The following is a 21,817-nucleotide window of genomic DNA, read 5'->3' on the forward strand; positions in this document are numbered from 1 at the left end:
CGCTACACCTTTTCCTGCATTTCAACGCCGAGCAGCCCAGCCGGCTTCACGAGCAGCACGATTATCAGCACTGCGAAGACTATCGCGTCCGAGAGCTGCGTAGAGATATAGGCCTTGGCGAAAATTTCGATGACCCCGAGCAGCAGACCGCCGAACAGCGCGCCTGGGATGGAGCCTATGCCGCCGAAGACCGCGGCCGTGAAGGCCTTGATGCCAGGCATCGAGCCGGTGGTCGGCATCAGAGTCGGGTAGGAGGAGCAGAGCAGCACGCCGGCGACCGCGGCGAGGCCGGAGCCGATCGCGAAGGTCATGGATATCGTAGCGTTGACGTTGATGCCCATCAGCTGCGCCGCACCTTTGTCCTCGGAGCAGGCGCGCATCGCCTTGCCCATGCGCGTGCGCCCTGTGAACCACATAAGGCAGAGCATGATGATCACGCAGGTCACGATGGTTATCATCGTGACGTACGAAACGGAAAGCTGGCCGTCAAAGAGTTTGAGCGAGCCCTTCGCGACGACCGGGGGGAACATTTTCGGATTGGAAGTCCAGAGCAGCAGCGCCGCGTTTTGCAGGAAGTAGCTGACGCCGATTGCGGTGATGAGCACCGCGAGCGACGGCGCCTGGCGCAGAGGCTTGTAGGCAAGCCTCTCGACGATGATGCCGAGCACGGTGCAGACAGCCATCGCCAGCGCCACGCCGACTACCGCCGGCAGCTTGAAGCGCGACACCGCGTAGAAGCACACGTAGGCCCCCACCATGATGACGTCGCCGTGCGCGAAGTTGAGCATCTTCGCGATGCCGTACACCATGGTATAGCCAAGGGCGATGATCGCGTATACGCTGCCCAGGCTGAGCCCGCTGATGACAAAGTTTAAAAAAGTCATAAAGACACCCCTCGGATATGATAAGTATCCCGCCCCCGGCGGGAGCTTCGGCACGCCGGACTCCGGACACGCCAAAGGGCGTCTGAAAAGCCTGAGCAAAAAACTTTCAGACGCGCCGCAAAAAGCGGCGGGGTCAGATGGCCGTTCTTTCCCCCGCCGCGGTCAAAAGCTAAAAAACGCTTAGTCGAGACCGACGTAAGCCCCGTTCTTGATCACCATGCCCTTCGGCGTCTTCGTGACCGCACCGTCCTTGCCCCACGTCATACTATTGCCGGTGAGGCCGCTGAATTTCATGGAGGTGAACTGCTTGATCATGATGTCGCAAAGGGCCTTCGCGCTCATCTCCGGCTTCGCCTTGCCGAGCTCGATAGCCTGCTTGTAGGCGTAAATGCAGTCGTAGCCGTCGGCCGCGAATTGATTCGGCACGTCGCCGTATTTCTTCTTATATTTTGCGACGAAAGCGGCCGTGCGCTTATCCTTCGAGTCCGCGTTGAAGGGCGTCAGCAGCATGACGCCCTCCGCGAGCGAGGTATTGAAGCCCTCCATCGTGAGGATGCCGTCCATACCGTCGACGCCGAACCACTTCGGCGCGAAGCCCATGCCGGCGGCTTGGGCGAGGATGAGCGAAGCGTGCTGATAGTACATCGGCAGGAATACGAGCTGAGCGCCCTTCTTCTGCGAGTTCGTCAGCTGCACCGAGAAGTCGGTGTCCTGGCCGTCCATGAAGGTCGTATCGCTGACGACCGCGAGACCGAGCTGCTTCGCTTTGGCTACAAACGTATCGTGGATGCCCTTTGAATAGACGTCGTCGTTCTTCCAGATGACGGCTACCTTATTGGCGAGCTTCTTGTTGACCATGTACTGCGCGGAGGCTGCGCCCTGGTTGGGGTCGACGAAGCACATCTGGAACACGTTGTCCTTGCCCTTCGTCACCGCTACGGCCGAAGCGGAGGGAGTCAGCGCGAATATACGGTCGGAGAAGTTCTCGGCGGCCGTGGCTTCACAGGGCTTTGAAGTGACGGAGCCGAGCGACAGCTGCATGCCCCAGTCTTTGAGCGCGTTGTAGGCGTTGACGGCTTTCTCCGCGTCGTGCGTGTCGTCCTCGTAGCGCAGCTCCAATTTGACGCCTTCAACGCCTCCCGCGGCGTTGATTTCGTCTACCGCGATCTGGGCGCCGTTTTTGGCCGAGTTGCCGTAAATAGCCGCCCCGCCGGTAAGCGGCCCCGTGCCGCCGATCTTGAATGCCGCGTTCGCGGCGAATGAGCAGCTTGCCGCCGCCGAGACCGTGAGAGCTGCTATTGCAAGCGTAAGAAACTTTTTCATCTGGACGTACTCCCTTTCAGCAAAATTTGCTTTATTAAATATGTCGGCCAGCCTTTGGAGCGCTTCCCTACGGCCGTGCGGGAAGAGGCTTCGCGGCGGACGTCTCATAGGCGCGGAAAAAGAGCGGCGGGGCGAAAAACGCCCTGCGAATGCTTCTTGCCCAGCGCATTTTGGAATTATAGATTACAGATGGGTGAAAGTCAATAATATTTTATTTACCGCCGCTATATTGTGTTAAGATTTATTTTTATCGTCGCGACGACAAAGCCTATGACAAACGAAACGAAAAAGAAAGGTCGACGTAAGAAACGCACGTGAAATCGCCTAAATTATTAAAATTTGCATAATTTCCGAAAAACCTCTAAAGGCGGAAGGATGTCATGTGTGGCGGGGAGCGCGGGGCTCCAAGGCCGCCCGCGCCCTGCGCGATGACAAACCGCCCCTCCGGCTGGCTGCTTGCCGTTTTTTCTCCGCCTTCGCAGGCGTGCGCAGCCGCCCTTTTATTCCGTTTTACTTCACTGCGGCTTTTTCCTCTTCCCTGCGCTTGGCGCGCTCTTCGCGCATCGCGTATTTCTTCGCGTGCGGGTCGCCGCAGGTAGGCACTATGCAGAAGAATTCAAGAGGTGTCTCGGCGTCGTTTTTATATTCGTGGACGAGCCCGCCCGGCACCCTCGTCCAGTAGCCGGTCTTCATCTGATAGGAGACTCTCCTGCCCTTTTCCTCCTCCACTTCGACGACTCCGTCGCCGGAAAGTGTGAACATCAGATGGTCCCAGTCGTGTACGTGCGCGGGGATGGTTTTGTGCGGCGGGAGTATGAAGTGGCGCATCACGTAATCCTTCCAGAAGCGTTCCGGACCGTAAATCGTCCTCTTCTGAATGTCCGGTGCGAGAGCCGACGCGTTCTGCAGCGGCAGGTCGTATATCGAACCGTAGTTTTTCTCTTCGCTCATTGCGTACCCCTCCAAATCATAAGTCCTCTTAAATATAACAGTCTACCATAAACCGGCAAGGGCCGGCATGAAAATTTCCATGCCGGCCCCTCAGGCTTTATCGCGCTTGCGCGCCTATTACTTCTTTATCTCGTCGAGAGCGGCCTTGATCCTTGCCGGGATGGCCGGGATCGTCTTTACTCGCGCTCCGCAGGCCGCGTAGATGGCGTTGCATATTGCGACGTGCGGGCCGGAAAGCGGCATCTCGCCGGTCCCCGATGCTCCGAACGGCCCGAGCGGACGAGGCGTCTCCACGTGCACCAGCGTGAGATCGTCAGGAATGTCCTTAATGTATGGGAAGCCCATCGTCACGAAGTTGTTGTACTTCGACTCGTCAAGGAAGTCCTCCGTAAGCGCGAGGCCGATGCCCTGCGCTATACCGCCGTACTGCTGGCCGTCGACTATCAAGTAGTTGTTGATTTTGCCAACGTCTCCTACGAGGACGAACTTCTCGCAGTGTGCCTTGAAGGTCTTCATATCGACGGAGACCATCGCGAGGTTGACGGCGAACATATGGAAGCCGAAAGGCTTGCCGATGCCGGTGTCCTTGTCGTTGCCCGAGCAGACTTCCGTCGTGCCGTCCTTGTGAAGTACTTTGGCCTGTGTATAACCTTCATAGAAGGTAGGAATTCCTTCCGCGACCATTTCGTCGTAGGTCCGGTATGTGCCGTCCGCTTTGCGCATCGCGTCGAGCAGTTTATTGCAGCTGTCTACGATCGCGTTGCCGACCATGACCTGCGAACGGCTGGCCGCCGCGGCGCCGCTGTTAGGCGCCTTCGACGTATCGGAGAGTAGCAGGTGTATCTGGTCTGGACGCAAGTGCAGCGGCTTAAGCGCCTCATGCGCGGTGCCTATGCAGCCCATGTCGGCGCCCTGGCCGTGGTCTTCCCAGGTGTTCATGACGCGCACGCTGCCATCCGGCAGGAGCTCGATGTTGCTCGCCGCTTCGTCGGCGCCGTCGTCGTTCGAGTTGTAAATACTGCACGAAACGCCTACGCCATATTTCTTTTCCGGCGTTGAAAGCTCTTTGGCTTTCTTTTTCATTTCCTCGTAGTATGGACGCGCTTTTTTCATCATTTCCGGCAGCGGGAAGACTTCCGGCGCGTAGCCCGACGGGAATTGCCCGCGTGGATTCTCCGTGAAGGGCTCCCATTCGAGGAGGTTTTGCTCTCTAAAGTCGAAGGGGTCTATGCCGCATTCGTAGGCCAGCATGTCCATAGCCGTCTCGCAGCCCCAGTAGGCCTGCGGCGAGCCGTAAGCGCGGAAGGCCGCGCTCCAACGGTGGTTGGTCCAGACAGTATAGCCGACCGCCTTCATGTTGTCGTAGGCATAGGGAGCAAAGAAGAACTGCCCCGATTTGTTCGTGAGGTCGTTCGCAGACTCGCTGTAGGGGCCGTGATCGATCCACCAAGTCTGCTCCACTCCAAGAAGCTTGCCGTTCTTGTCCGCACCGGCACGAATGTGCATAAGGGAGGGCGAGCGCTTCGGCGTGCGCTGGTTGTGCTCCTTCATGTTGACACGCATGTAGACAGGGCGCCCGGATTTGATCAGGGCAAGGGCGAGAAACGGCTCATTCGTCGGGGCGGTCTTGTAGCCGAAAGAGGCGCCGAGGTTGTTCTGGATGACGCGGATGCGCGAGGGCGCGACGCCTATGCCGCGCGCGATTTGGAACTGGTGGCGGTAGACCGCTATGGACTTAGTCGCCAAAGTCAGTTTGCCATCTTCGTCGTAATAGGCATAGCCGCAGTCGGCTTCGAGGACCATGTGAGGCTGACGCGAGCTGTAGAATTCGTCGTCGATGTGATACGGCGCGTTCGTAATGATGTCGTGCGGATCTTCGCCCTTCTTGAACACGCGCTTGTTCCACGCATTGGGCATTCCGTCATAGCCGTCGATCTCGTCATATACCTTGACGGCGTCCGGCTTCTTGGCCATGTAGACGTCGATCAGCTCGGACAGCTGTTCGTAGTCGACCTTGATCTTCGCAGCCGCTTCGCGCGCGTGCGTTTCGGTGTCGGCGACGACTACCGCGCAGACCTCGCCCCACTGGCGGATCTTGTCGCCCTCTTCGACCATGATGCGGTGCTCCCATCCGTCCGTGAGGGCGGAGGCGCAGTTGACCTGACCGTATATGCGGTTTGTGCCTCTGTTGGCAAAGACGTCTTTGTAAGTTACTACGCAGTTCACTCCTTCGCTCTTTTCCGCTTCGCTGACGTCTATCTTGTTGACCTTCGCGTGACGGACTCCTTCAAGCGCGTAGGGATAGGCGAAGAGGAATTCTTCCGGCAGTTTGAGCCGGTCGTCGTCGCCGAAGTCCCAAAGGCCCGTCGCCTTGTATACCGCGTTTGGACGCGGGAGACTCGAACCCCAAACGGAATCGCCCGGCTTGTACATCTTGGCGAGGTCTTCTATCTTCTCTTCGCCGCGCAGGATCGCCGCGGCTTTCATCACCGCGTCTACTATCTGTTTGTAGCCGGTGCAGCGGCAGGCCATCCAGTTCTTGCCGAACCAGTCGCGGACTTCTTCGCGCGTCGGGTTTTTGTTCTCGTCGAGGAGCGCTTTGCCGCACATGATGAAGCCCGGCGTGCAGAAACCGCACTGGATCGCTCCGCATACTATCATCGCCCACTGCAGCGCGTGCAAATTCTCCGGCGTGCCTACGCCCTCGATAGTCGTGATCTGCGAGAACTCGGGAACGCTCTTCCAGCGCGTGATGCACGCGCGGACGACCTTGCCGTTTAAGATGACGTTGCAGACGCCGCACTGACCGCAGTTGCAGCCGCGCTTCGTACCCGTCATCTTGAGCTGTTCGCGGAGGACTGTAAGCAGCGTTACGTCCGGCTTGCCTATCACACGGCGCGGAACCCCGTTGATGGTAAGATTCTTGACTACATAGCTTGCTGATAGCTGAGCCGCTGACATTTCCTTTGCCATTTGAAAACTCCTCTCACATTTTAATTTTTTTCAAACGATGGACGCTTAATGCCATTAAACTTCATTGCAACATTGTTGCAACAAAAGTCTAAATTCTCTATACAAAGCATACATAAGTTCAGAAAATGGCGCAACATTTAGGCTAAAAAAGAAACATTATGTGCCTTTTTGATACAGTTGTGCTCAATTAAATTCACGGAAAATAAAAAAGGAAGCCTTTGGCTTCGCCGGGCTTCCCGTTTTTGTCCATTTTTTTGTTTTTAATAACGCCGTTGAGTTCCATCTGTATTGTAATTATAAGAGCGCCATCCGATAGCGCTTCTCGGGCCTTCCCACCCTGCGGTAGGCGTATTCCACGACGACTCGTTCGCTCATCGTAAGGAATTCGAGATAGCGGCGCGCCGTCGAGCGCGAGAGGCCGAGGCTTTCGCCGACCTCCTGTGCGGAAAACGTCGCGTCGTGCTCCTTGAGGAAGGTTTCGACGTCGTTGAGGCACTTCAGCTGCAACCCCTTCGGTATCGAGCGGTTGGCGCTCCACGACGGATCGTGGCTCTTCATCGCAAGCAGCGCGTCAAGGTCCTCCTGCTGCCACGGGCGCGTCCTGCCGGTCAGCGAATGATGGTATATCTGATAATTTTTCAGCGCGGCGCGCAACCTGTCGAAGGAGAAGGGCTTCACGAGGAATTCGAAGACGCCTATGCAGAGGGCCTTGCGCACAAGCTCCGGATTCTCTCCGGAGGAGACGACTATGTAATCGGTGCGCGAGTAGGATTTGCGCAGCTCGTCCAAGTCGGCCATGGCGTCGAAGTCTTTAAGGAAGAGGTCGAGCAGCACGAGATCGACGTCGACGCACTTCATCGCGTCGAAAAGCTCCCCGCCGTTCGAGACGCACTTAAGAAGCGTGAATGAGCTGTCGTTTATGATCACGTCGGAATACAATTTTTGGAGCAGCGGGTCGGACTCGGCTATAAGAACTTTCAAACTCTGCATTTTCGCTCATCCTCTCTTCATCGGTATGTCCGGCGCGCGGAAGAATCGGCGAAAATACATAGAGGCGTAACAAATACGGCCTGCCAACCCTTCCCCTTTCCAAAACGGGAGGCGCCTCCGTTTCCAAAGACACCCATTGGTCTTGTCCCATGAATAAAATTCGCAGGGGCTTTGACTCGGGGATTTAATCTTTTAATTTCAATTAAAATTATAGCAAAATAAATGTTTACGTCAAGAAAAATTTGCGATTCGGCGCTCTCTTTTTAGATAATACAGTTCGACGATTCACACCCGGCGCAGGGCCGGCGCAAGTCGGTTATAATAGTGGCGGAGCAAAATCCAACGGCGCGGCGTCAAACGTATTGCCGGCCGGCCGCAGCGCTTTATGAAAGAGGTGCCTGTCAATGGCAAATCAAATATGGGATCCGGGAGAATACAAAAGGAACGCGGAGTTCGTGCCGAATTTCGGAGCGGCCGTTATCAAGCTCCTTGAGCCGAAGAGGGGCGAAAGAGTACTCGACCTCGGCTGCGGCACGGGGATTTTGACAAAGAAGCTCGCAGAGGCGGGCTGCTCGGCGGTAGGTGTCGATTCAAGCGCCGAAATGGTCGCGGCCGCGAAGGCGGAGGGCGTCGACGCGTTCGTCGCCGACGCGCAGACCCTTAAGACGAATGAAAAATTCGACGCGGTGATGAGCAACGCCGCGATTCACTGGATGCCGGACCATTACGCGCTTTCGCGTCGCGTCTGGAATCTTCTCAAGCCCGGCGGACGCTTCGCGGCGGAGTGCGGCGGCGAGGGATGTGTGCGCATAATCCGCGAAGGTATGAAGATCGCGCTGATAAAGCGCGGCATAGACTACAAGGCGCGCAACCCCTGGAAGTTCCCCGCGCTCGGGGCCTTCTCGCAGATTCTCGAAAGCCAGGGCTTCAAAATAAAATATATCGCGCGCTTCGACTGCCCGACACAGCTGCCGGCGGGGCTGCGCGGCTGGCTCGAAGTTTTTTCCCACAGCCATACGGCCGGCTTCACAGCTGACGAACGCGAAAGCTTCTACAAGGAGGTCGAGGGTTACTGCCGTCCGGCCCTCTACAGCGAAAAGAACGGTTGGACGGCCGACTACGTGCGTCTGCGCTTCCTCGCGCTTAAGCCCGAGGAACAGCCGTACTCCGCTTAAAAATTTAGAGCGGCCCTTCGCCTATCGACGATACGAAGGGCGCGCTCTTTTATCGCGCCGGCAGGCGCGCTCAGAGCGGGAGCCCCGAGCTCTTCAGCGCCGTGAACCAGTGATTCTCTTCGTCCTGCCCAGAAAAGTAAAGCCTGAACGCCCCTCTTTCGTCCTTCAGCAGCGAGCCCTTGTAAAGGCTCTTTTTACAGAAATTATATTTTCCCGGCTCGATCGCGTCGCCGAAGACGCGCCAGCTCACGCCGCCGTCCCTGCTCGACGCGAACGCTATGCCCCTGTCCGATTTATAATTTCCGGCGCGCTGATAGCAGAGCGTCATCAGCAGCTCAGATTCGTCCTTCTCGATGACTTCCGCGTGCCACGGCTCGACCCCCTCCGGCAACCCGCTGATTTCCGCGGCCGAAGCCTCGCGCCAGCCGAGCATATCGCCGCTTCGCGCGCGCATGATCGAAAAGACGCCGCCCGCGCCGTCAACGTACCAGAGGAAATATTCTCCGCCTCTCTTGACGACGGAGGGCGACATCAGGACGGCGAGCTCCCTTTCGCCGTGGAATTCCTCCATCATGACGGAAGGCGCGCTCCAGTTCACGCAGTCCTCCGTCTCCGTGACGAGAAGCCGCACGGAAGCGCCGCTTCGCATATATTCGCTCCTGCGGTAGATAAGATATATTTTCCCGCCCTCGCAGTGCAGCGCCGGGTCCGAGTTGTAGCCGACCCAGTCGGAGGGCGCTGGAATCAGCGGGGACTTTCCCCCGCGCGGCAGACGCCACTCTTCGCCGTCGGCGCTTACGAGGAATTCGGGATTCTCGAAATATTCTATGCCCTGCGGAAGCGGCGTGAGCGTCATTACGTATCTCCACCTTCCCTCGCCGATACCTTCTGGGATGTATCTCGCGCAGGGGTGGACGCTTTCGCCGAAGCCGGAAGTGCAGGATAAGTCGAGTATGCGCATGCCATGCGGCAGCTCCTCTTTTCTCGGCGAAAAGTTTCCCGCAGCGTAAAGCACGCGCGCGTTTTCGAGCTGGTTTTTGTTCCAGAGCTTTTTAAAATATTTCGCGAGGGCGCGCGGCAGCAGCGCGGGGAACCTCACCGCGGCCCGCATCCCTATTCTTATCGCCTCGCGCTTGAATTTGTTCAACTACTTCTCCCTTTTTTCTTTCCCGTGAGCGGCGTCGGCCGCGAAAAAATCCGTGTGATACCCTTTTACCTTTTATTTTTTCGCGAAAGGAGGCGCTCGTAGATATCTATCGTCCTCTCCGCGACCGCGTCGAGGCCGAATTGTGCGGCGCTTCTCTCGGCTTCGGCTCTGAGTTGCGGCAGCTTTGCGCGGAGCGAAAAAATCCTCGCGAATCTTTCCGCAAGCGCAGACGCGTCTCCCGGCTCATAAAGCAAGCCGTTCACCCCCTCCGTTACGATCTCCGGAGAGCCGCCGATGTTCGTCGCGATCGCGGGGAGACCGCAGGCCATCGCCTCGAGCAGCATGACGCTGAAGCCCTCCGGCCGCTCGGAGGGTGATACGAAGACATCGGCGCCCCAGAGCCATTCTCTGACGTCGTCCACATATCCGCTGAAGAGCACGCTGCCGGCGGCGCCGAGGCGCGAGACGGCGCCTTCCATCTCCGCGCGCAAGGGGCCGTCGCCGATGAGCCAGAGTTTCGTTCCTGCACCCCTCCCAGTTCCCTTCAGAAAGAGCGCGTAGCCCTCGATGAGGGCGCCGAAGCCCTTGCCATCGTCGAAGCGCCCCCCCGCCGCTATCACGACGTCTCCCTCGCCGGTGGAGTTTTTCGCGCGCATTTCGCGGCGCGCCCGCTCGTCCCTTTTATAGAAGCGCGCATCTATCGGGTTGTAGACGACCCGCGACCTTTCCGGCGGGAAGCCCTGCGCCTCCATATGGCGCGCCACGGCCTCCGAGCAGGGCAGTATCATATCGGCGTTCCTGTAATATTTTATCTTCGCGTGCTTGTCGACCGTCGAGACGACCGGGACGTTTCCGCGCCTTCCCCACAGCCCCCCTATCGCGGCCGCCGACGAGAGCCTCGTGTGTATTATGTCCGGCGCGGCTTCGTCAAAGCGCTTCGCGGCGCCGCGGCAGAGCGCCGGCGCGGAAGGAAACAGCGGCCTGTACTCGGCCGTTTCGATTCCGCCTTCGCGCAGCCGCGCGGCCAGCGTGCCGCCTCCACGGCAGAGCGCGCGGTTGTCGACGCCGAGCTCCGTCAGCTTTAAGAGTAGCGCGATCCACGACTCGCGCCACGTGAGGTTGTTTTCGTCTACATAATGCAGGACGCGCACGGCGCTATACCTTTTTCTTTCCGCCGGCCGCTATGACTTCGCGATAGATTTCTTCGTCCTCGTCCGCCATCTTCGCGAGGGTCGGCACGCTTGAGAGAGGAATCTTCAGCTTCGCCGACCTCGTCTTTATAAAATCCTTCAGCGCGGCGCGCCACGCTTCAACGTCGCCCGGCCGCAAAAGGTTTTCGCGCCCTTTCGCCATCTCGACGACAGGGGCTATATCCGACGCTATGACCGGTATGCCTATCTGCACGGCGCGCGCGAGAGTCAGCGGCATCCCCTCGGCGTAAGAGGGGAAGAGCAGGCAGGAGGAATTCGCCATGAATTCGTCGGCCTTCTCGGAATAGCCGTGGAAGGCTACCTTATCGCCGAGCCCGCGCTCGGAGGCGATTTTTTCAAGCTCGGCGCGCAGCGGGCCGTCTCCTAAGACGTCGAGCGTCCACTCCCCTTCCCGCGGCAGGGCGGCCAAAGCGTCCTGCAGCCCCTTGACAGGAGAGAGGCGCCCTACGAATAAAAATTTCACCGGCCCGCGCAAATTTTCCGGCTTCCAGAAGACTTTCGGCTCGTCGAGCCCGTTCAGCACGACATGCGCGTTTTCGTAAAAGCAGCCCTTCATAGCCTCGCGCACGGCGGCGCTGACACATATCACACAGGCCGCGCCGCGGTAGGGCGCGTATATCCAGCGCGATTTGTTGCCGAAATCGACGTGGGCCGTGACGATGTAGGGGATGCCGGCTTTTTTAGAGGCGATCTGGGCGATCCACGCCGGCACGCGCGAATGGGCGTGAAGCAGCTGGACGCCTTCGGCGCGCGCTCTGCGCGAAATTTTTTTCGCGCAGAGCGCGACGGTAAAAGGATTTTTTTTATGCACGGGCATTTCGATCTGCCGCACGCGCGCGGAAAGCTGGCGCGCCATTCTGCCGCCGGCCGATATGACGGTGACGTCGTGCCCGCGGCGCGAAAGCTCGTTGGAAAGGTCTATCACATGGCGCTCGACGCCGCCTATCTCAAGCTCCGGAAGAATTTCGACTACCTTCATCTCCCGGGCTCTTTCAACTTCGCGGCGATTATATAAGGCAGCGTCCATATGTGGGCGCGGAAGAGGTTGTCCGCCAGCTGTTTTTTAAGGCGCTTTACGCAGTCCGCCGAATGTATGTGCGTGAAGGCCGGAGAGGAGAGCCCCGAGAGCATCAGCCTTATCAGTTCGTCTTCGCTGCGGCAGTACGGCGTGAGTCTCAGGTAGCGCCAGTAAAGGTCGTCGACGTACGGGCGCGTGCAGGCGACCCACGGCTTCGCCGCGCCGCCCGCCATGTGCCATATCGAGCCGCGCAGATCCTCTTCGCCCACGCCGCCTGCGTCGATGCGGTTGAATTTTTCATCTATCAGCAGCTTGTCCTTCGCGAAAATATAATTTAGGCAGTCCTGGTCGGCGAGGGTTATGCATTTTTTATATTTAGCGTAGAAATCTTCGACGGCTTTCAAAAAGTCGTACTCTTCGCGCAGCTTTTTTAGATTCATCAGCAGCACCCCGGCGTTGAAGTAGCCGTCGCGCGATACGCCCAAGACATCCCACACCAGGCCGAGGCGCCACGGAACGGGCGCGCCTTTGATATAATCGAGCGACCAGACGTCGCGCGCCGCGGCGACAGCGAAATTTTCCAGCGGGACGTCCCACAGCTCCGCGATGTCCATGTTGACCGCGATGTCGCAGTCGAGATAGATTATCTTATCGGCGCCTACTATCTCCGGCAGCAGCAGCCTGTAGAGCGTGCCGCGCGCGCCGTCCGCCGTCAGACGGCTTACGTCGATATTTTTTCCCTCTATCATGCTGCCGGCGTTGATAAAGTCCGCGCTCTGCCCGAAGTCCCCCGCGGTCGTTGCGAGCTTGTTTCTGTTCTCCTCCGTCAGCGTCTCGTCGTGTATTATATGAACGCATACGCTCTCCTTTGTGTTGGCGAAGATCGACGCCATCGTGACGGCGGCGTGGCGCGAATAGCCTCCCTTCGGGTCGCAGAACGCAAGCGCGATATGGATGGTCTCTTTCTGCAAATCTTTCACAGCCTTCATACGCGCCCCAAGCGGCGCTCCGTCTCCTCACAGGCGGACGTTGCCGACCGCCGTGAACCAGTGCCCTTCGGCCTCACGGAGTGAATAATAAAGCCTCCAGCCGCTATTGTCTTTTATAAGCGAGGCTTTGTAAAGGCTTTTCTCTCCGCGGCGTCAACGCCCCGCGTAGCCGCTGTATTTGCTATAATACAGCGACGGCAGCAGCAGAGCGGCGCAGCCGCGCAGGAAGACCTCCGGCTTGATGAAAAACGCGCCGCGGCTCTTAAGTATCGCGCGCCTTATGTCCTTAGACGAAAGCAGCGCGTCGAAGCGCTCCCTTTGGCCGCTCATCGCGAAATAGGAAAGCAGCCGGAGGTACGCCAGGGGCAGGAGCATATCCTCGGCCAAGAGGCGAGGCCTTTTCCCGCTCGCGTTCCTTCTTATATACTCGGCCTCGCGGAAGTGCGCCTCGGTGTGATGCAGATAGCGCTCGATTTTCTTTTTTCTATTTTTTATCTCGGCGCGCGACCCCATCGCCTCGTGCTGGACGTAGATGTAAAGGCAGTCCGGCACGAAGGAGCACTTATTCGCGCGGCAGAGGACCTTTATCAGGAATTCTACGTCCTCGCCGGCGCTGCAGCCGTCCTTGTAGGCGATCGCACTGCCCGTCAGGAAATCTTTTCTGTAAAGGGTCGCGCAGTGCGGGATGTCGAGCTTGTTCAGTATGCGCAGCTCCAATACCTCTTCCATGCTCAGCCCCTCCGGCACGACAAGGGGAAAATCTTTCACCTCTCCGCTCAATGGGTCGTGCGTCTTATAGCCGCACGACGCGAAGTCGCCGCCGTTTTCCGTGATTGAGGCGTGCAGCGCGGAGATAAAACCCGTCTCCGCCATGTCGTCGCCGTCGAAAAAGAGGACGTATCTGCCCGACGATTCGCGCAGCCCCCTGTTTCTCGCCGACGAGCAGCCGACGTTTTTTCCGAGGCGTATCAGCTTATAATTTCTTCCGCCGCGCGAAAGTATCTCACAGGCGCGCTGCGCGCCGCCGTCCGTCGAAGCGTCGTCGACCGCGACGATCTCCAAATCTGCGAAATCCTGCCGGATGAGGGAGCCGAGAGTCGCGGGCAGCATCTCCCTCTGATTATATATCGGGACTATGACGCTGACTTCGCTCAACGCACGCCCACCGCCTCTATCAGGAATCTCCCGCGGGCAGGCCTGCCCATATGAACGGTCGAACGAAGACGGCGCCGGCGCGATAAAACTCGGTTAAGCGCCGTCATTCGCCGCTCCATCTTCATCTTTCCACTCCACAAGACGAGGGACTTCGTCCAGAATAGATTTGTACTGCTCAAGGGAGCCGTCCTTTCCTTCCGGATCCAGCCGCATATATCTTTCATATTTTTCCCTTCTTTTATCCTCGTCTATCCATCCGTAGTGCTTCAGCCTCAGCGAAGAATTGCGGCTTTTAAGGTACTTTATGTTGTTAGGCATCCTACCGCAATGTTGGTTGGTGCGTTTCGTAAATAGATATTGAAAGTCTTCGTCGTAGCGCAGCATGAAGGCTTCGTAGCGCAGGTGGGCGTTCCATAAGGAATCTTCGCGATAGTGCTTTTCGTCCCATAAGTCATAGCGCCGAAAAGCATACACATAAACGTAAGGGTCTTCGCTCAGGACTCTCCGTATGTCATTCTTGAAGCGAGCCTCGAAGATTTCGTCCGCATCCAGAAAGAGCACCCATTCTGGGCGCATTTTTACAGTCTCTTCCCACTGAAGCCGCCGCAAGCGCCATTCCGTGGAAAACATCGATACGCTGTTTCTGATGATTTTATGCGGTATATTTTTCAGAGCCTCTTCGCAGACTCGGACCGTATCGTCGGTGCTCGCGTCGTCTATAATGACGGCGTCGTCGATGTATTCCGCACAGCTTGCCAGCATCTTCGCCAGATATGCCGAAGCTTCGTTTCTCACAACCATCGAAAGCGTTATCTTAGGGACGTCCGATCCGACGTTTTTCTTAAAGCGCCGCAGCAAAGCGGTAAGTTTAGTGTTCCATCTTATTTCTTCGTATATATGATACAGCCTATACCTTACGCCCGTTTTCATCACGCGCAGATACTTCCTCGCTTTATCGCTGAATGACAAATCATCCATCTCGTCTGTAAATGAAAAGCCGCTTTTTTTATATTCAGCCACGCCCCGAAGGTAGCTCTCTCTGTATATATGATAAGCCGGATAAAACGTATCCACGAACAGCTCAAAGCCGGCGGCGACGGCGCGAATGCAAAAAGCGCGGTCTTCCCCCCAGAATGAGATGTTATAGAGCTTGTCAAAGTTTACCCCCGCCGACAGCACTTTTTGTGAAATGAGAGTACAGGCGCCCAAGCCGCCTACCCTGTAGGTCCCCTTTTCTTTCAGCGCAGAGATGAACTCCATCTTCTTCACGGTCCGGTAAAGGCGGTTTTTTGTTCTGGGATCGGCCGGGTCGTACAAGAAGCCTTGATCCATCAGCCATACCTGCGGCTCATAGTCGTCGCCCTTCGATACCTTTGTCCAAAAAATGTTCGACACTATCTCTCTGTCGACGGAAAGGAGCCGCCGCAGCGTTTCAGGATGCAATACCAAGTCTGAATCCACTAAAAATAGAAAGTCGCACCCCATTTTCCGAGCATAGTCTATGATGGCATTTTTCAGCCCGGCGACTCTCTCTATCAGCTCGCCATCCCAATTATGTCCGTCGTATGACGTCCTGTTTAAAAAAATCATGCTGGAGTCCACAATATCCACTTCAGCGTTATCAGCCTTAAACGTACGCAACAAATCGGAGGATTCTGAAGCGTCACAATCGTCGACAAACAGGTATGCGACCTGTAGATCCTCTTTGTTCAGCTCGCTCAACGAGAGCAAAAATTCTCTTAATATATTTGCCTTTTGCCTAACCGGACTTCCGATTAAAATTTTCTTCAAACCGACTACACCTCATCAATATGACCTGCTTACAGCGGATTTGTCCTCTTTTCTTCGCACATGACCGGCGCAAACACAAGGCATGCGGTACTCCAAAACGGTATCATGATTTGCCTGCGGACATAAAAGAACGATTCCACCGATCCCGCCACAGCAAAAAGAATCAAGATAGACACCACGACAAAGGGCACGGCGGAGCGGTCTTTATCTACGACGATCTTCTTCGCCGCCGCAATAAACAACGACGCTATAGACGCGAAATAAAGCAGCGCCCCCAGCATTCCAGTGTGGAAGGCCGCCTCAATATAGCTCGAATGGGGGTGCGGCTTTCTTATTTTTGAATAATCATAGTAGTCGACCCAGCCAAACCCCGTCGCTTTTTTTAACCGGACTAAATCCATGGCTTCCGTCCAAATTTCGTCTCTTTTCGTCGTAAAATCGGAAAAATCTCTATTTATCATACTCAACTGCCTGTACTGGTCGAATACCTCTTTTTTTATATCTTTGACGCACATGGCGGCAGAAAAAACGCAAATCAGCACTAAGAGCGCCAGAGAAAAATTTTTCAAACTGAGGGAATGCCTTATCTCCCGGCTGGAGAGCATATAGGGCACGATAAACAAGAGCTGGGCCGCCAAAGAAACCATTATGGTAAGGTAATAGGTCAGAACGGCCACGATCACCATCTCGATAATGCCTGCGGCGAGCAGCTGCTTGCGCCTCCTGGATTCCCCCGCCTCTGTCAATTTATAAAACAACCACGGCAGCAACGCCAGGATGATCATTCCGGCGTGCAATGTGTACTTGCAAAGAACCCATTCTATCTCATCGGTCTTGGCAAAGCCGAGATATGCCCTCTGGATGAAAGAGACGGTGGCAAAAAATATCCCGCTGCTTATTGACAAAGCGCTCATACGTTTGACAAAAAAATCATCCCTTGCGTAGAGCATGACGCCATAAACCCACAGCGCCACCTCAATGGGCCTGGCCACACCTTTAAGACGTTCCGCCAGCGCCTCGTCGCCGAATAACATTGGATCAAGGATCACCCAGGCCAAGAAAACGCATAACGTCACCATCGCAAATTTTGTAAAGCTATCCCATCTATCCGTACTTATATCCCGCCGCTTTCCCTTAGTAAGCAGAAGAGCGGCAAAAAGGGAAACCCGCCTTAATAAATCCGGCAGATACCAGCCAAAGCATATCGAAAAGATGAACAAAGTCTGCGCCATTCTGAAACGGCGGCCATCGTCGCCCATAAAGCCGCGTACACGGCATTTTATCTGCGCAACATAAGGAAAGTCCATCGGCACTTACCTCCCCAAATGATATAAATTCCGCAACAGGGCTAAACCCAACGCCACTCCGTAAGACGCATCAAAAATCTTTTCACAAGATAAAGCGCTTATTTTTCCCGTCCACATAATACACAATACTAACATAAGAATATAACGCGTCTATAACAAAACGGGCGGTAAACGCGCATCGCGCCTACCCTCCGGCCAAGCTCGACAGGTCGAATATCGGCAAAAGCACCGCGATCACCACGAAGCCTACGAGCGCGCCCATGAGCAATATTATCATAGGCTCGGCGAGCGTGGCCCACTTCTGCATCGAGCTCTGCGCGTACTCCCAGCAGTTCCGGCCGAGGCGCTCCGCCGCGTCGGGAAGGCTGCCGCCGCTCTCTCCGACACGGATTATCGTCACGATCTCCTCTGGGAAGGAGCCCTCTCTTTCCAGCGCCTGCGAGAAGCGGTAGCCCTCTCTGATGCGCTCGGCGACGGCGGGCAGGCGCCCCTTGACCGGGTCGAGCGGCTCCGTCAGCCTGAGCGCCTGAACGAGCGGCATGCCCGAGCGCAGCAGAGTCCCGGTCTGGCTGAATATGAGGGAAAAGGTCATGTTGTCGCGGATGTCCTTGAAGAAGGGCAGAGAAATTTTTCTGCCGCTGCGCCTTATCCATAAAAACGCGGCGAGCGCGACGAGGAGGAAGGGGGCGAAGCCGACGCGCACCGCGTCGGAGAGGAATATCAACGCTTTCGTGACGAAGGGCAGTTCGGCGCCTGATTCGACGACTAAGGCCGTCAGCTTGGGCACGACGAAGCTGAGCAGGAAGACGACGACGCCGAGCCCAACGAAGAGCATCAGCACGGGGTAGGTCAGCGACGATTGGATTTTACGGCGCAGAGATATTTCGTTCTGTATCAGCTCCGCGGCCTTTTCGAGAATGTCAGCCAAAGAGGCGGACATTTCGCCTGACTCGACCATGCCGACGAGGCTCTCTCGGAAGACGCCGAGCGAGGCCATCGACGCGGCGAGAGAGCGCCCGTCTTCGACGGATTCACGGAGCCGCGTGTATATGGGCTTGAGGTTTTTATCGAGGGTCTGTTTCTGAAGCAGCGCGAGAATCTCTGTCAGCGAAAGCCCGCTCCTCATGAAGGAGGAGAGAGTCGTGCAGAAGATATGCTGCTCTTCCAACGTAAGTTTTTTCGCGCGCCTCCGCCCCGTCGGCGAAAAGGCCCGCGGCCTCTGCTCCTTGACGGAGACCACCGTGTATTTCTGAGCGGCGAGCTCGCGCAGCAGATCGTTTTCTCCCGCGGCCTCTCTGCTCAGCGTTTTTTTTTCGCCGTCGGCCGTATAGACCTCGGCTCTGTAGAGCGGCATAATTACGCCTCGCCTACGACGCGCAGCATCTCTTCCGGCGTTGTCTCGCCGCCGCTTACGGCCCGCAGGCCGAGTTCGAGCAGCGTGGCGAAGCCGCCCTTGCGCGCGAGCTCCCTTAGTTCGTGCGCCGGAGCGCCGCGCGATATCGCTTCCTGTATCTCCGGCGTCACGTCGAACTGCTCGTAGAGTCCGAAGCGCCCCCTGTAGCCGCTGCCGCCGCAGTAGTCGCAGCCTTCGCCGCGCCACGCCCTCGTCACGCCGCCCTTAAGCACGATGCCGGAAGTCTCTATCTCTTTCTTACAGCGCGGGCAGATGCGGCGCACGAGCCGCTGGGCGACGACGCCGAGCAGCGAGCCTGCTATTAGATAGGGCTCGACTCCCATATCCGCAAGGCGCGTCACCGCGCTTATCGAGTCGTTGGTGTGCAGCGTCGAAAAGACGAGATGCCCGGTGAGCGACGCCTGTATCCCTATATGCGCGGTGTCGAAGTCGCGCATTTCGCCGATCATTATTATGTCCGGGTCCTGACGCAGGATGGAGCGCAGCGCGTTCGCGAAGGTGAGCCCGGCCTTCTCGTTCACCTGCACCTGTCCGACGCCCGGCAGATCGTATTCGATAGGGTCCTCGACCGTGATGACGTTCACCTGCGGGCGCGCGAGCCTCTGAAGTATCGCGTAAAGGCTCGTGCTTTTGCCGGAGCCCGTCGGCCCCGTGAACAATATCATACCGTTCGGGCGCCGGATGAGCTCCTCCATCCTTTCACGCTCGAAGGCCTTCATCCCCAGATCCTCAAGGGTGAGAAGCCCACGCGCTTTGTCGAGCAGGCGGAGGACGAGGCGTTCGCCGTGCTGGGTCGGCAGAGAACTGACGCGGATGTCCACGAGACGCGAACCGAGGCTTATGCCGATTCTTCCGTCCTGCGGCACGAAGCGCTCCGCGATATCCATGTTCGCCATGACCTTCACGCGGCTGGTCACCGGGGCCTGATGCCCCTTCGAGAGCATGTATCTGTCGGAGAGCACGCCGTCGATGCGGTAACGCACCGCGACGCGGTCCTCGTAAGGTTCGATGTGTATGTCCGTCGCACGTTCGCGCAGAGATTCCATCAATATGCCGTTCACGAGCTTGACTACCGGCGCATCGGCGCTGTCGCTCATGACCTCCTGCCGCGCGAGCTCCGAGAGGTCGTCGATCTCTTCTATCGCGTTCAGCGTCTCCTCGCCGACGCCGCTCTTTATATCGTAAAGGGCGCGTATCAGATTCTGAATCTCCGCCGGCGCGAAGAGCCTGACCTCCGCGCTCGCGCCGGCGGAGGCCGCAAGCAGCTGCGCCGCCACAGCGCAGGAGTAATCCGACGCGGCGAAGGTCATCACGCCGCCGCCGAAAGATATCGGGACGAAGCCCCTGTCGCGCAGCGCGTCAAGGCTGACCCCTTCCGGTATCAGATCGAGGACTTTTTCCGGCGACGCGCCGAGCTCTTTCAACGACTCTGTCATCTTATTTGGAATTATCCGACGGCACTTCCGGCGTTTCCGCCGGCGTCCGCTGCTCGGTCACGTCCGCCGATGCCGCGCCGCGCTTCGGGTCGAGCATGTCGCGCGTGACCCCCTGCTGCCTCGTGGCCTTCTGATAATCGCTGTTGTTGCGCCGCAGGAGAATGTCCTCCGCCTCGCTGAGCTTCTGCCCGTCGCGGATTATGTCGTTCGTTATCTGCGATGCATGCTGCGGCGTCTCCAGTATGTACGGCGTAAGGAATATCATCAGGTCGACTTTTTCGCGCTGTTTTTCGCTCGATTTGAAAAGGTTGCCGACGATCGGTATGTAGGAGAAGAGCGGTACGCGGTTGCGCAGCTCCTTCTCAGCCTCCTTGATGAGGCCGCCGATGACGACCGTCTCGCCGTTGGCGACGAGGACGCTCGTCTTGACCTCGCGCTTCGACGTGACGGGCGTCACGGAGTTCATCGTCGTCATGAGGTCCTCTATACTCTGCTCTATCTCGAGCGCGACGAGGTTGCCGCTCCTGATGTGCGGCGTCACGTTGAGTATAAGCCCGACGTCCTTGTATTCGTAGGAATTCGTGACCGAGTTCGTGTTCGTCTGGTTCGTAAGGCTGCCCTTCAGCTGCGGTATGACCTGCCCGACCTGCAGAGAGCTCTTCAGATTGTCGGTGCACATCAGCCGCGGCATCGAGAGGACGTTGATCGCGTCGAACTTGTTCAACAGCTTTATGTAGGCGTATACGAGCGCCGCCCCCTCCGTGTTCGTCTGCGAATAGGTGCTGCCGTTCCTTTCGACGAGCTCCTCTTTCGTGATAAGCTTCTGGTAGAGCTCCTGAATGTCCGACGTCACGGCGGTGCTGCCGAGCTGCATGTTGCCGGCGGCGACGACGCTGCCGAAGAGGTCGCCGCCCCAGGCGGCCCAGTCTATGCCGGCGCTGTTCAGCTTGTTCAGGCTCACCTCGGCGATGAGGCCGCGCAGCATTACCTGCTTCGGCTGAGTGTCAAGCTTTTCCAGTATGGCTTTTAGCGAGTTGTACTGCTCCTGCGATGCCGTGAAGATAAGGCTGTTCGTCGGCAGGTCCGGCACCACGGTGGCCGGCATGACGCCCTTCGGGTCGGGCGCAAGCTTCGCGGCGACCGCGAGTATCTGCGACAGCTGCTCGGCAACGGCCTTGGCGTCGGCGTTGTTCAGCTTGTAAACGTGGAAATCCTCTGTGCGCGACGGCACGTCCAAAGATTTTATTATGCGCTCGCCCTCGCGAAGGTTCTGGCTGCTGCCGACGAGTATCACGCGCTTCGTGCGTTCGTCGGCGACGGCGGACATCCCCGCAAGCTTGGACGACGCGTCCTTCGCTATAGCGTTCAGCTGCGCTTCCAGCAGCTTCGCGTTCGCGTACTGCAGAGAGAAGACCTTTATCGAGCGTATGCTGTCGGGCGCGTCTATAGCGCGTACCACCCCCGCCGCGCGCGCAAGCAGCGACGCCTTGCCCACCAGCAGCACCGCGCTGCCGTTGCCTATCGGAGAGACCTGCAGCTGCGGTATCGCCATCTTCAGCGGCGAGACGACGTAGCCGGCCTTGACGTAGGAGAGGGGCACAAGCTGTACCATCACGCTCTCCCCCGGCTCGACGCTCTGGTCTCCCTTGATCACCATATTGCTCGCGGCGCCTCCGGAGAGCGGGATCACCTTTGAATAGCCGTCCATCTCCTGAATCGCCAGGTTGTTCATCTCAAGTACGGAGAGCATGACCTGCCGCGCCTCTTTCAGCGTCACCGCCTTCGGAGAAACGACGGACACCCTGCCCGATATGCCGGGGTTGACGAGTATATTTTCGCCGAGCAGCTCGGACATGAAGCGGATGAACTTCGCCATCTCCAGATCCTTGAAGTTGAGCTGGACGCGGCCGGCCGCGCGCATCTCCCTCGCTGCGGTTATCAGGTTCTGTTCCTCCTGGTCAGGCTCCGCGGCGGGCAGAGCGCAGGCGCTCAAAGATATGGACGCGGCGAACAGCGCGCAAATTACCGTTTTCTTCCAATGCATTGTCTTCAC

At 57.5% G+C, this 21,817-nt stretch carries 16 protein-coding genes and 1 riboswitch; of the genes, 1 reads left to right on the forward strand and 15 read right to left on the reverse strand.

The genetic code is table 11. From position 1 onward, the window contains the following. Positions 1-2 precede the first annotated feature (2 nt). The 5 genes from EH55_RS04275 to EH55_RS04295 all read right to left on the reverse strand — a co-directional run bounded on the left by EH55_RS04275 (position 3) and on the right by EH55_RS04295 (position 7,121). The gene (locus tag EH55_RS04275) at positions 3-884 is read right to left on the reverse strand and encodes a branched-chain amino acid ABC transporter permease (RefSeq protein WP_037975074.1); all 882 of its coding nucleotides are present in this window, start codon (positions 882-884) and stop codon (positions 3-5) included. A gap of 180 nt (positions 885-1,064) precedes the next feature. Next, positions 1,065-2,207 (reverse strand): ABC transporter substrate-binding protein, encoded by a 1,143-nt coding sequence (locus EH55_RS04280; protein ID WP_037975076.1) that lies wholly within the window; start codon positions 2,205-2,207, stop codon positions 1,065-1,067. Between the two features lie 510 nt (positions 2,208-2,717). Further along, complete coding sequence (locus tag EH55_RS04285) at positions 2,718-3,158, reverse strand: cupin domain-containing protein (protein ID WP_037975079.1); 441 nt, start codon at positions 3,156-3,158, stop codon at positions 2,718-2,720. Between the two features lie 117 nt (positions 3,159-3,275). Beyond that, positions 3,276-6,131, reverse strand: coding sequence for a molybdopterin-dependent aldehyde oxidoreductase (locus tag EH55_RS04290; RefSeq protein ID WP_051682636.1), 2,856 nt, complete (start codon positions 6,129-6,131; stop codon positions 3,276-3,278). A 294-nt stretch (positions 6,132-6,425) separates the two neighbouring features. Then, on the reverse strand, positions 6,426-7,121 hold the full coding sequence (locus EH55_RS04295) for a response regulator (protein WP_037975081.1): 696 nt from the start codon (positions 7,119-7,121) through the stop codon (positions 6,426-6,428). 76 nt (positions 7,122-7,197) lie between these two features. Further along, a riboswitch (molybdenum cofactor riboswitch) is annotated at positions 7,198-7,315 on the reverse strand. A gap of 210 nt (positions 7,316-7,525) precedes the next feature. On the opposite strand from EH55_RS04295, the gene EH55_RS04300 reads away from it, so the two are divergent. Continuing rightward, positions 7,526-8,296 carry a class I SAM-dependent methyltransferase gene (locus EH55_RS04300; RefSeq protein WP_037975083.1) on the forward strand — a complete coding sequence of 257 codons (771 nt, stop codon included), beginning with the start codon at positions 7,526-7,528 and terminating at the stop codon, positions 8,294-8,296. A 70-nt stretch (positions 8,297-8,366) separates the two neighbouring features. Here the strand turns inward: EH55_RS04300 and EH55_RS04305 are convergent, their stop codons facing one another. The 10 genes from EH55_RS04305 to gspD all read right to left on the reverse strand — a co-directional run bounded on the left by EH55_RS04305 (position 8,367) and on the right by gspD (position 21,808). Then, positions 8,367-9,443, reverse strand: coding sequence for a sialidase family protein (locus EH55_RS04305; RefSeq protein ID WP_037975085.1), 1,077 nt, complete (start codon positions 9,441-9,443; stop codon positions 8,367-8,369). A gap of 65 nt (positions 9,444-9,508) precedes the next feature. Beyond that, positions 9,509-10,594, reverse strand: coding sequence for a glycosyltransferase (locus EH55_RS04310; protein ID WP_051682637.1), 1,086 nt, complete (start codon positions 10,592-10,594; stop codon positions 9,509-9,511). 4 nt (positions 10,595-10,598) lie between these two features. Further along, a complete protein-coding gene (locus tag EH55_RS04315) occupies positions 10,599-11,633 on the reverse strand; it encodes a glycosyltransferase family 4 protein (protein ID WP_037975086.1) in 1,035 nt (344 codons plus the stop codon). Continuing rightward, entirely contained in the window at positions 11,630-12,652 is a 1,023-nt protein-coding gene (locus tag EH55_RS04320) for a glycosyltransferase family 8 protein (protein ID WP_160170722.1), read from the reverse strand. The genes EH55_RS04315 and EH55_RS04320 overlap by 4 nt, the downstream gene beginning before the upstream one ends. 162 nt (positions 12,653-12,814) lie before the next feature. Continuing rightward, positions 12,815-13,816: a glycosyltransferase family 2 protein gene (locus EH55_RS13365; protein WP_051682638.1), complete on the reverse strand. Its 1,002-nt coding sequence runs from the start codon at positions 13,814-13,816 to the stop codon at positions 12,815-12,817. 93 nt (positions 13,817-13,909) lie between these two features. Then, positions 13,910-15,406, reverse strand: coding sequence for a glycosyltransferase (locus EH55_RS04330; protein ID WP_051682639.1), 1,497 nt, complete (start codon positions 15,404-15,406; stop codon positions 13,910-13,912). A gap of 230 nt (positions 15,407-15,636) precedes the next feature. Beyond that, positions 15,637-16,914 carry an O-antigen ligase family protein gene (locus EH55_RS04335; protein WP_037975090.1) on the reverse strand — a complete coding sequence of 426 codons (1,278 nt, stop codon included), beginning with the start codon at positions 16,912-16,914 and terminating at the stop codon, positions 15,637-15,639. Between the two features lie 184 nt (positions 16,915-17,098). Then, positions 17,099-18,268 carry a type II secretion system F family protein gene (locus tag EH55_RS04340; protein WP_037975092.1) on the reverse strand — a complete coding sequence of 390 codons (1,170 nt, stop codon included), beginning with the start codon at positions 18,266-18,268 and terminating at the stop codon, positions 17,099-17,101. Positions 18,269-18,270: 2 nt separating this feature from the next. Next, a complete protein-coding gene (locus EH55_RS04345; protein WP_037975094.1) occupies positions 18,271-19,764 on the reverse strand; it encodes a GspE/PulE family protein in 1,494 nt (497 codons plus the stop codon). A 1-nt stretch (position 19,765) separates the two neighbouring features. After that, positions 19,766-21,808, reverse strand: a complete 2,043-nt coding sequence (gene gspD, locus EH55_RS04350) for a type II secretion system secretin GspD (RefSeq protein WP_081839428.1) — start codon at positions 21,806-21,808, stop codon at positions 19,766-19,768. Between the last annotated feature and the right edge of the window lie 9 nt (positions 21,809-21,817).

The organism is Synergistes jonesii (genome assembly GCF_000712295.1).
GTDB classification, from domain to species: domain Bacteria; phylum Synergistota; class Synergistia; order Synergistales; family Synergistaceae; genus Synergistes; species Synergistes jonesii.

Coding starts and splice junctions, on each gene's coding strand:
- EH55_RS04280 (WP_037975076.1), bottom strand. CDS start 2,207: ATGAAAAAGTTTCTTACGCTTGCAATAGCAGCTCTCACGGTCTCGGCG.
- EH55_RS04300 (WP_037975083.1), top strand. CDS start 7,526: ATGGCAAATCAAATATGGGATCCGGGAGAATACAAAAGGAACGCGGAG.
- EH55_RS04335 (WP_037975090.1), bottom strand. CDS start 16,914: ATGGACTTTCCTTATGTTGCGCAGATAAAATGCCGTGTACGCGGCTTT.
- EH55_RS04315 (WP_037975086.1), bottom strand. CDS start 11,633: ATGAAGGTAGTCGAAATTCTTCCGGAGCTTGAGATAGGCGGCGTCGAG.
- EH55_RS04330 (WP_051682639.1), bottom strand. CDS start 15,406: ATGATTTTTTTAAACAGGACGTCATACGACGGACATAATTGGGATGGC.
- EH55_RS04290 (WP_051682636.1), bottom strand. CDS start 6,131: ATGGCAAAGGAAATGTCAGCGGCTCAGCTATCAGCAAGCTATGTAGTC.
- gspD (WP_081839428.1), bottom strand. CDS start 21,808: ATGCATTGGAAGAAAACGGTAATTTGCGCGCTGTTCGCCGCGTCCATA.
- EH55_RS04285 (WP_037975079.1), bottom strand. CDS start 3,158: ATGAGCGAAGAGAAAAACTACGGTTCGATATACGACCTGCCGCTGCAG.
- EH55_RS04275 (WP_037975074.1), bottom strand. CDS start 884: ATGACTTTTTTAAACTTTGTCATCAGCGGGCTCAGCCTGGGCAGCGTA.
- EH55_RS04295 (WP_037975081.1), bottom strand. CDS start 7,121: ATGCAGAGTTTGAAAGTTCTTATAGCCGAGTCCGACCCGCTGCTCCAA.
- EH55_RS04340 (WP_037975092.1), bottom strand. CDS start 18,268: ATGCCGCTCTACAGAGCCGAGGTCTATACGGCCGACGGCGAAAAAAAA.
- EH55_RS04345 (WP_037975094.1), bottom strand. CDS start 19,764: ATGACAGAGTCGTTGAAAGAGCTCGGCGCGTCGCCGGAAAAAGTCCTC.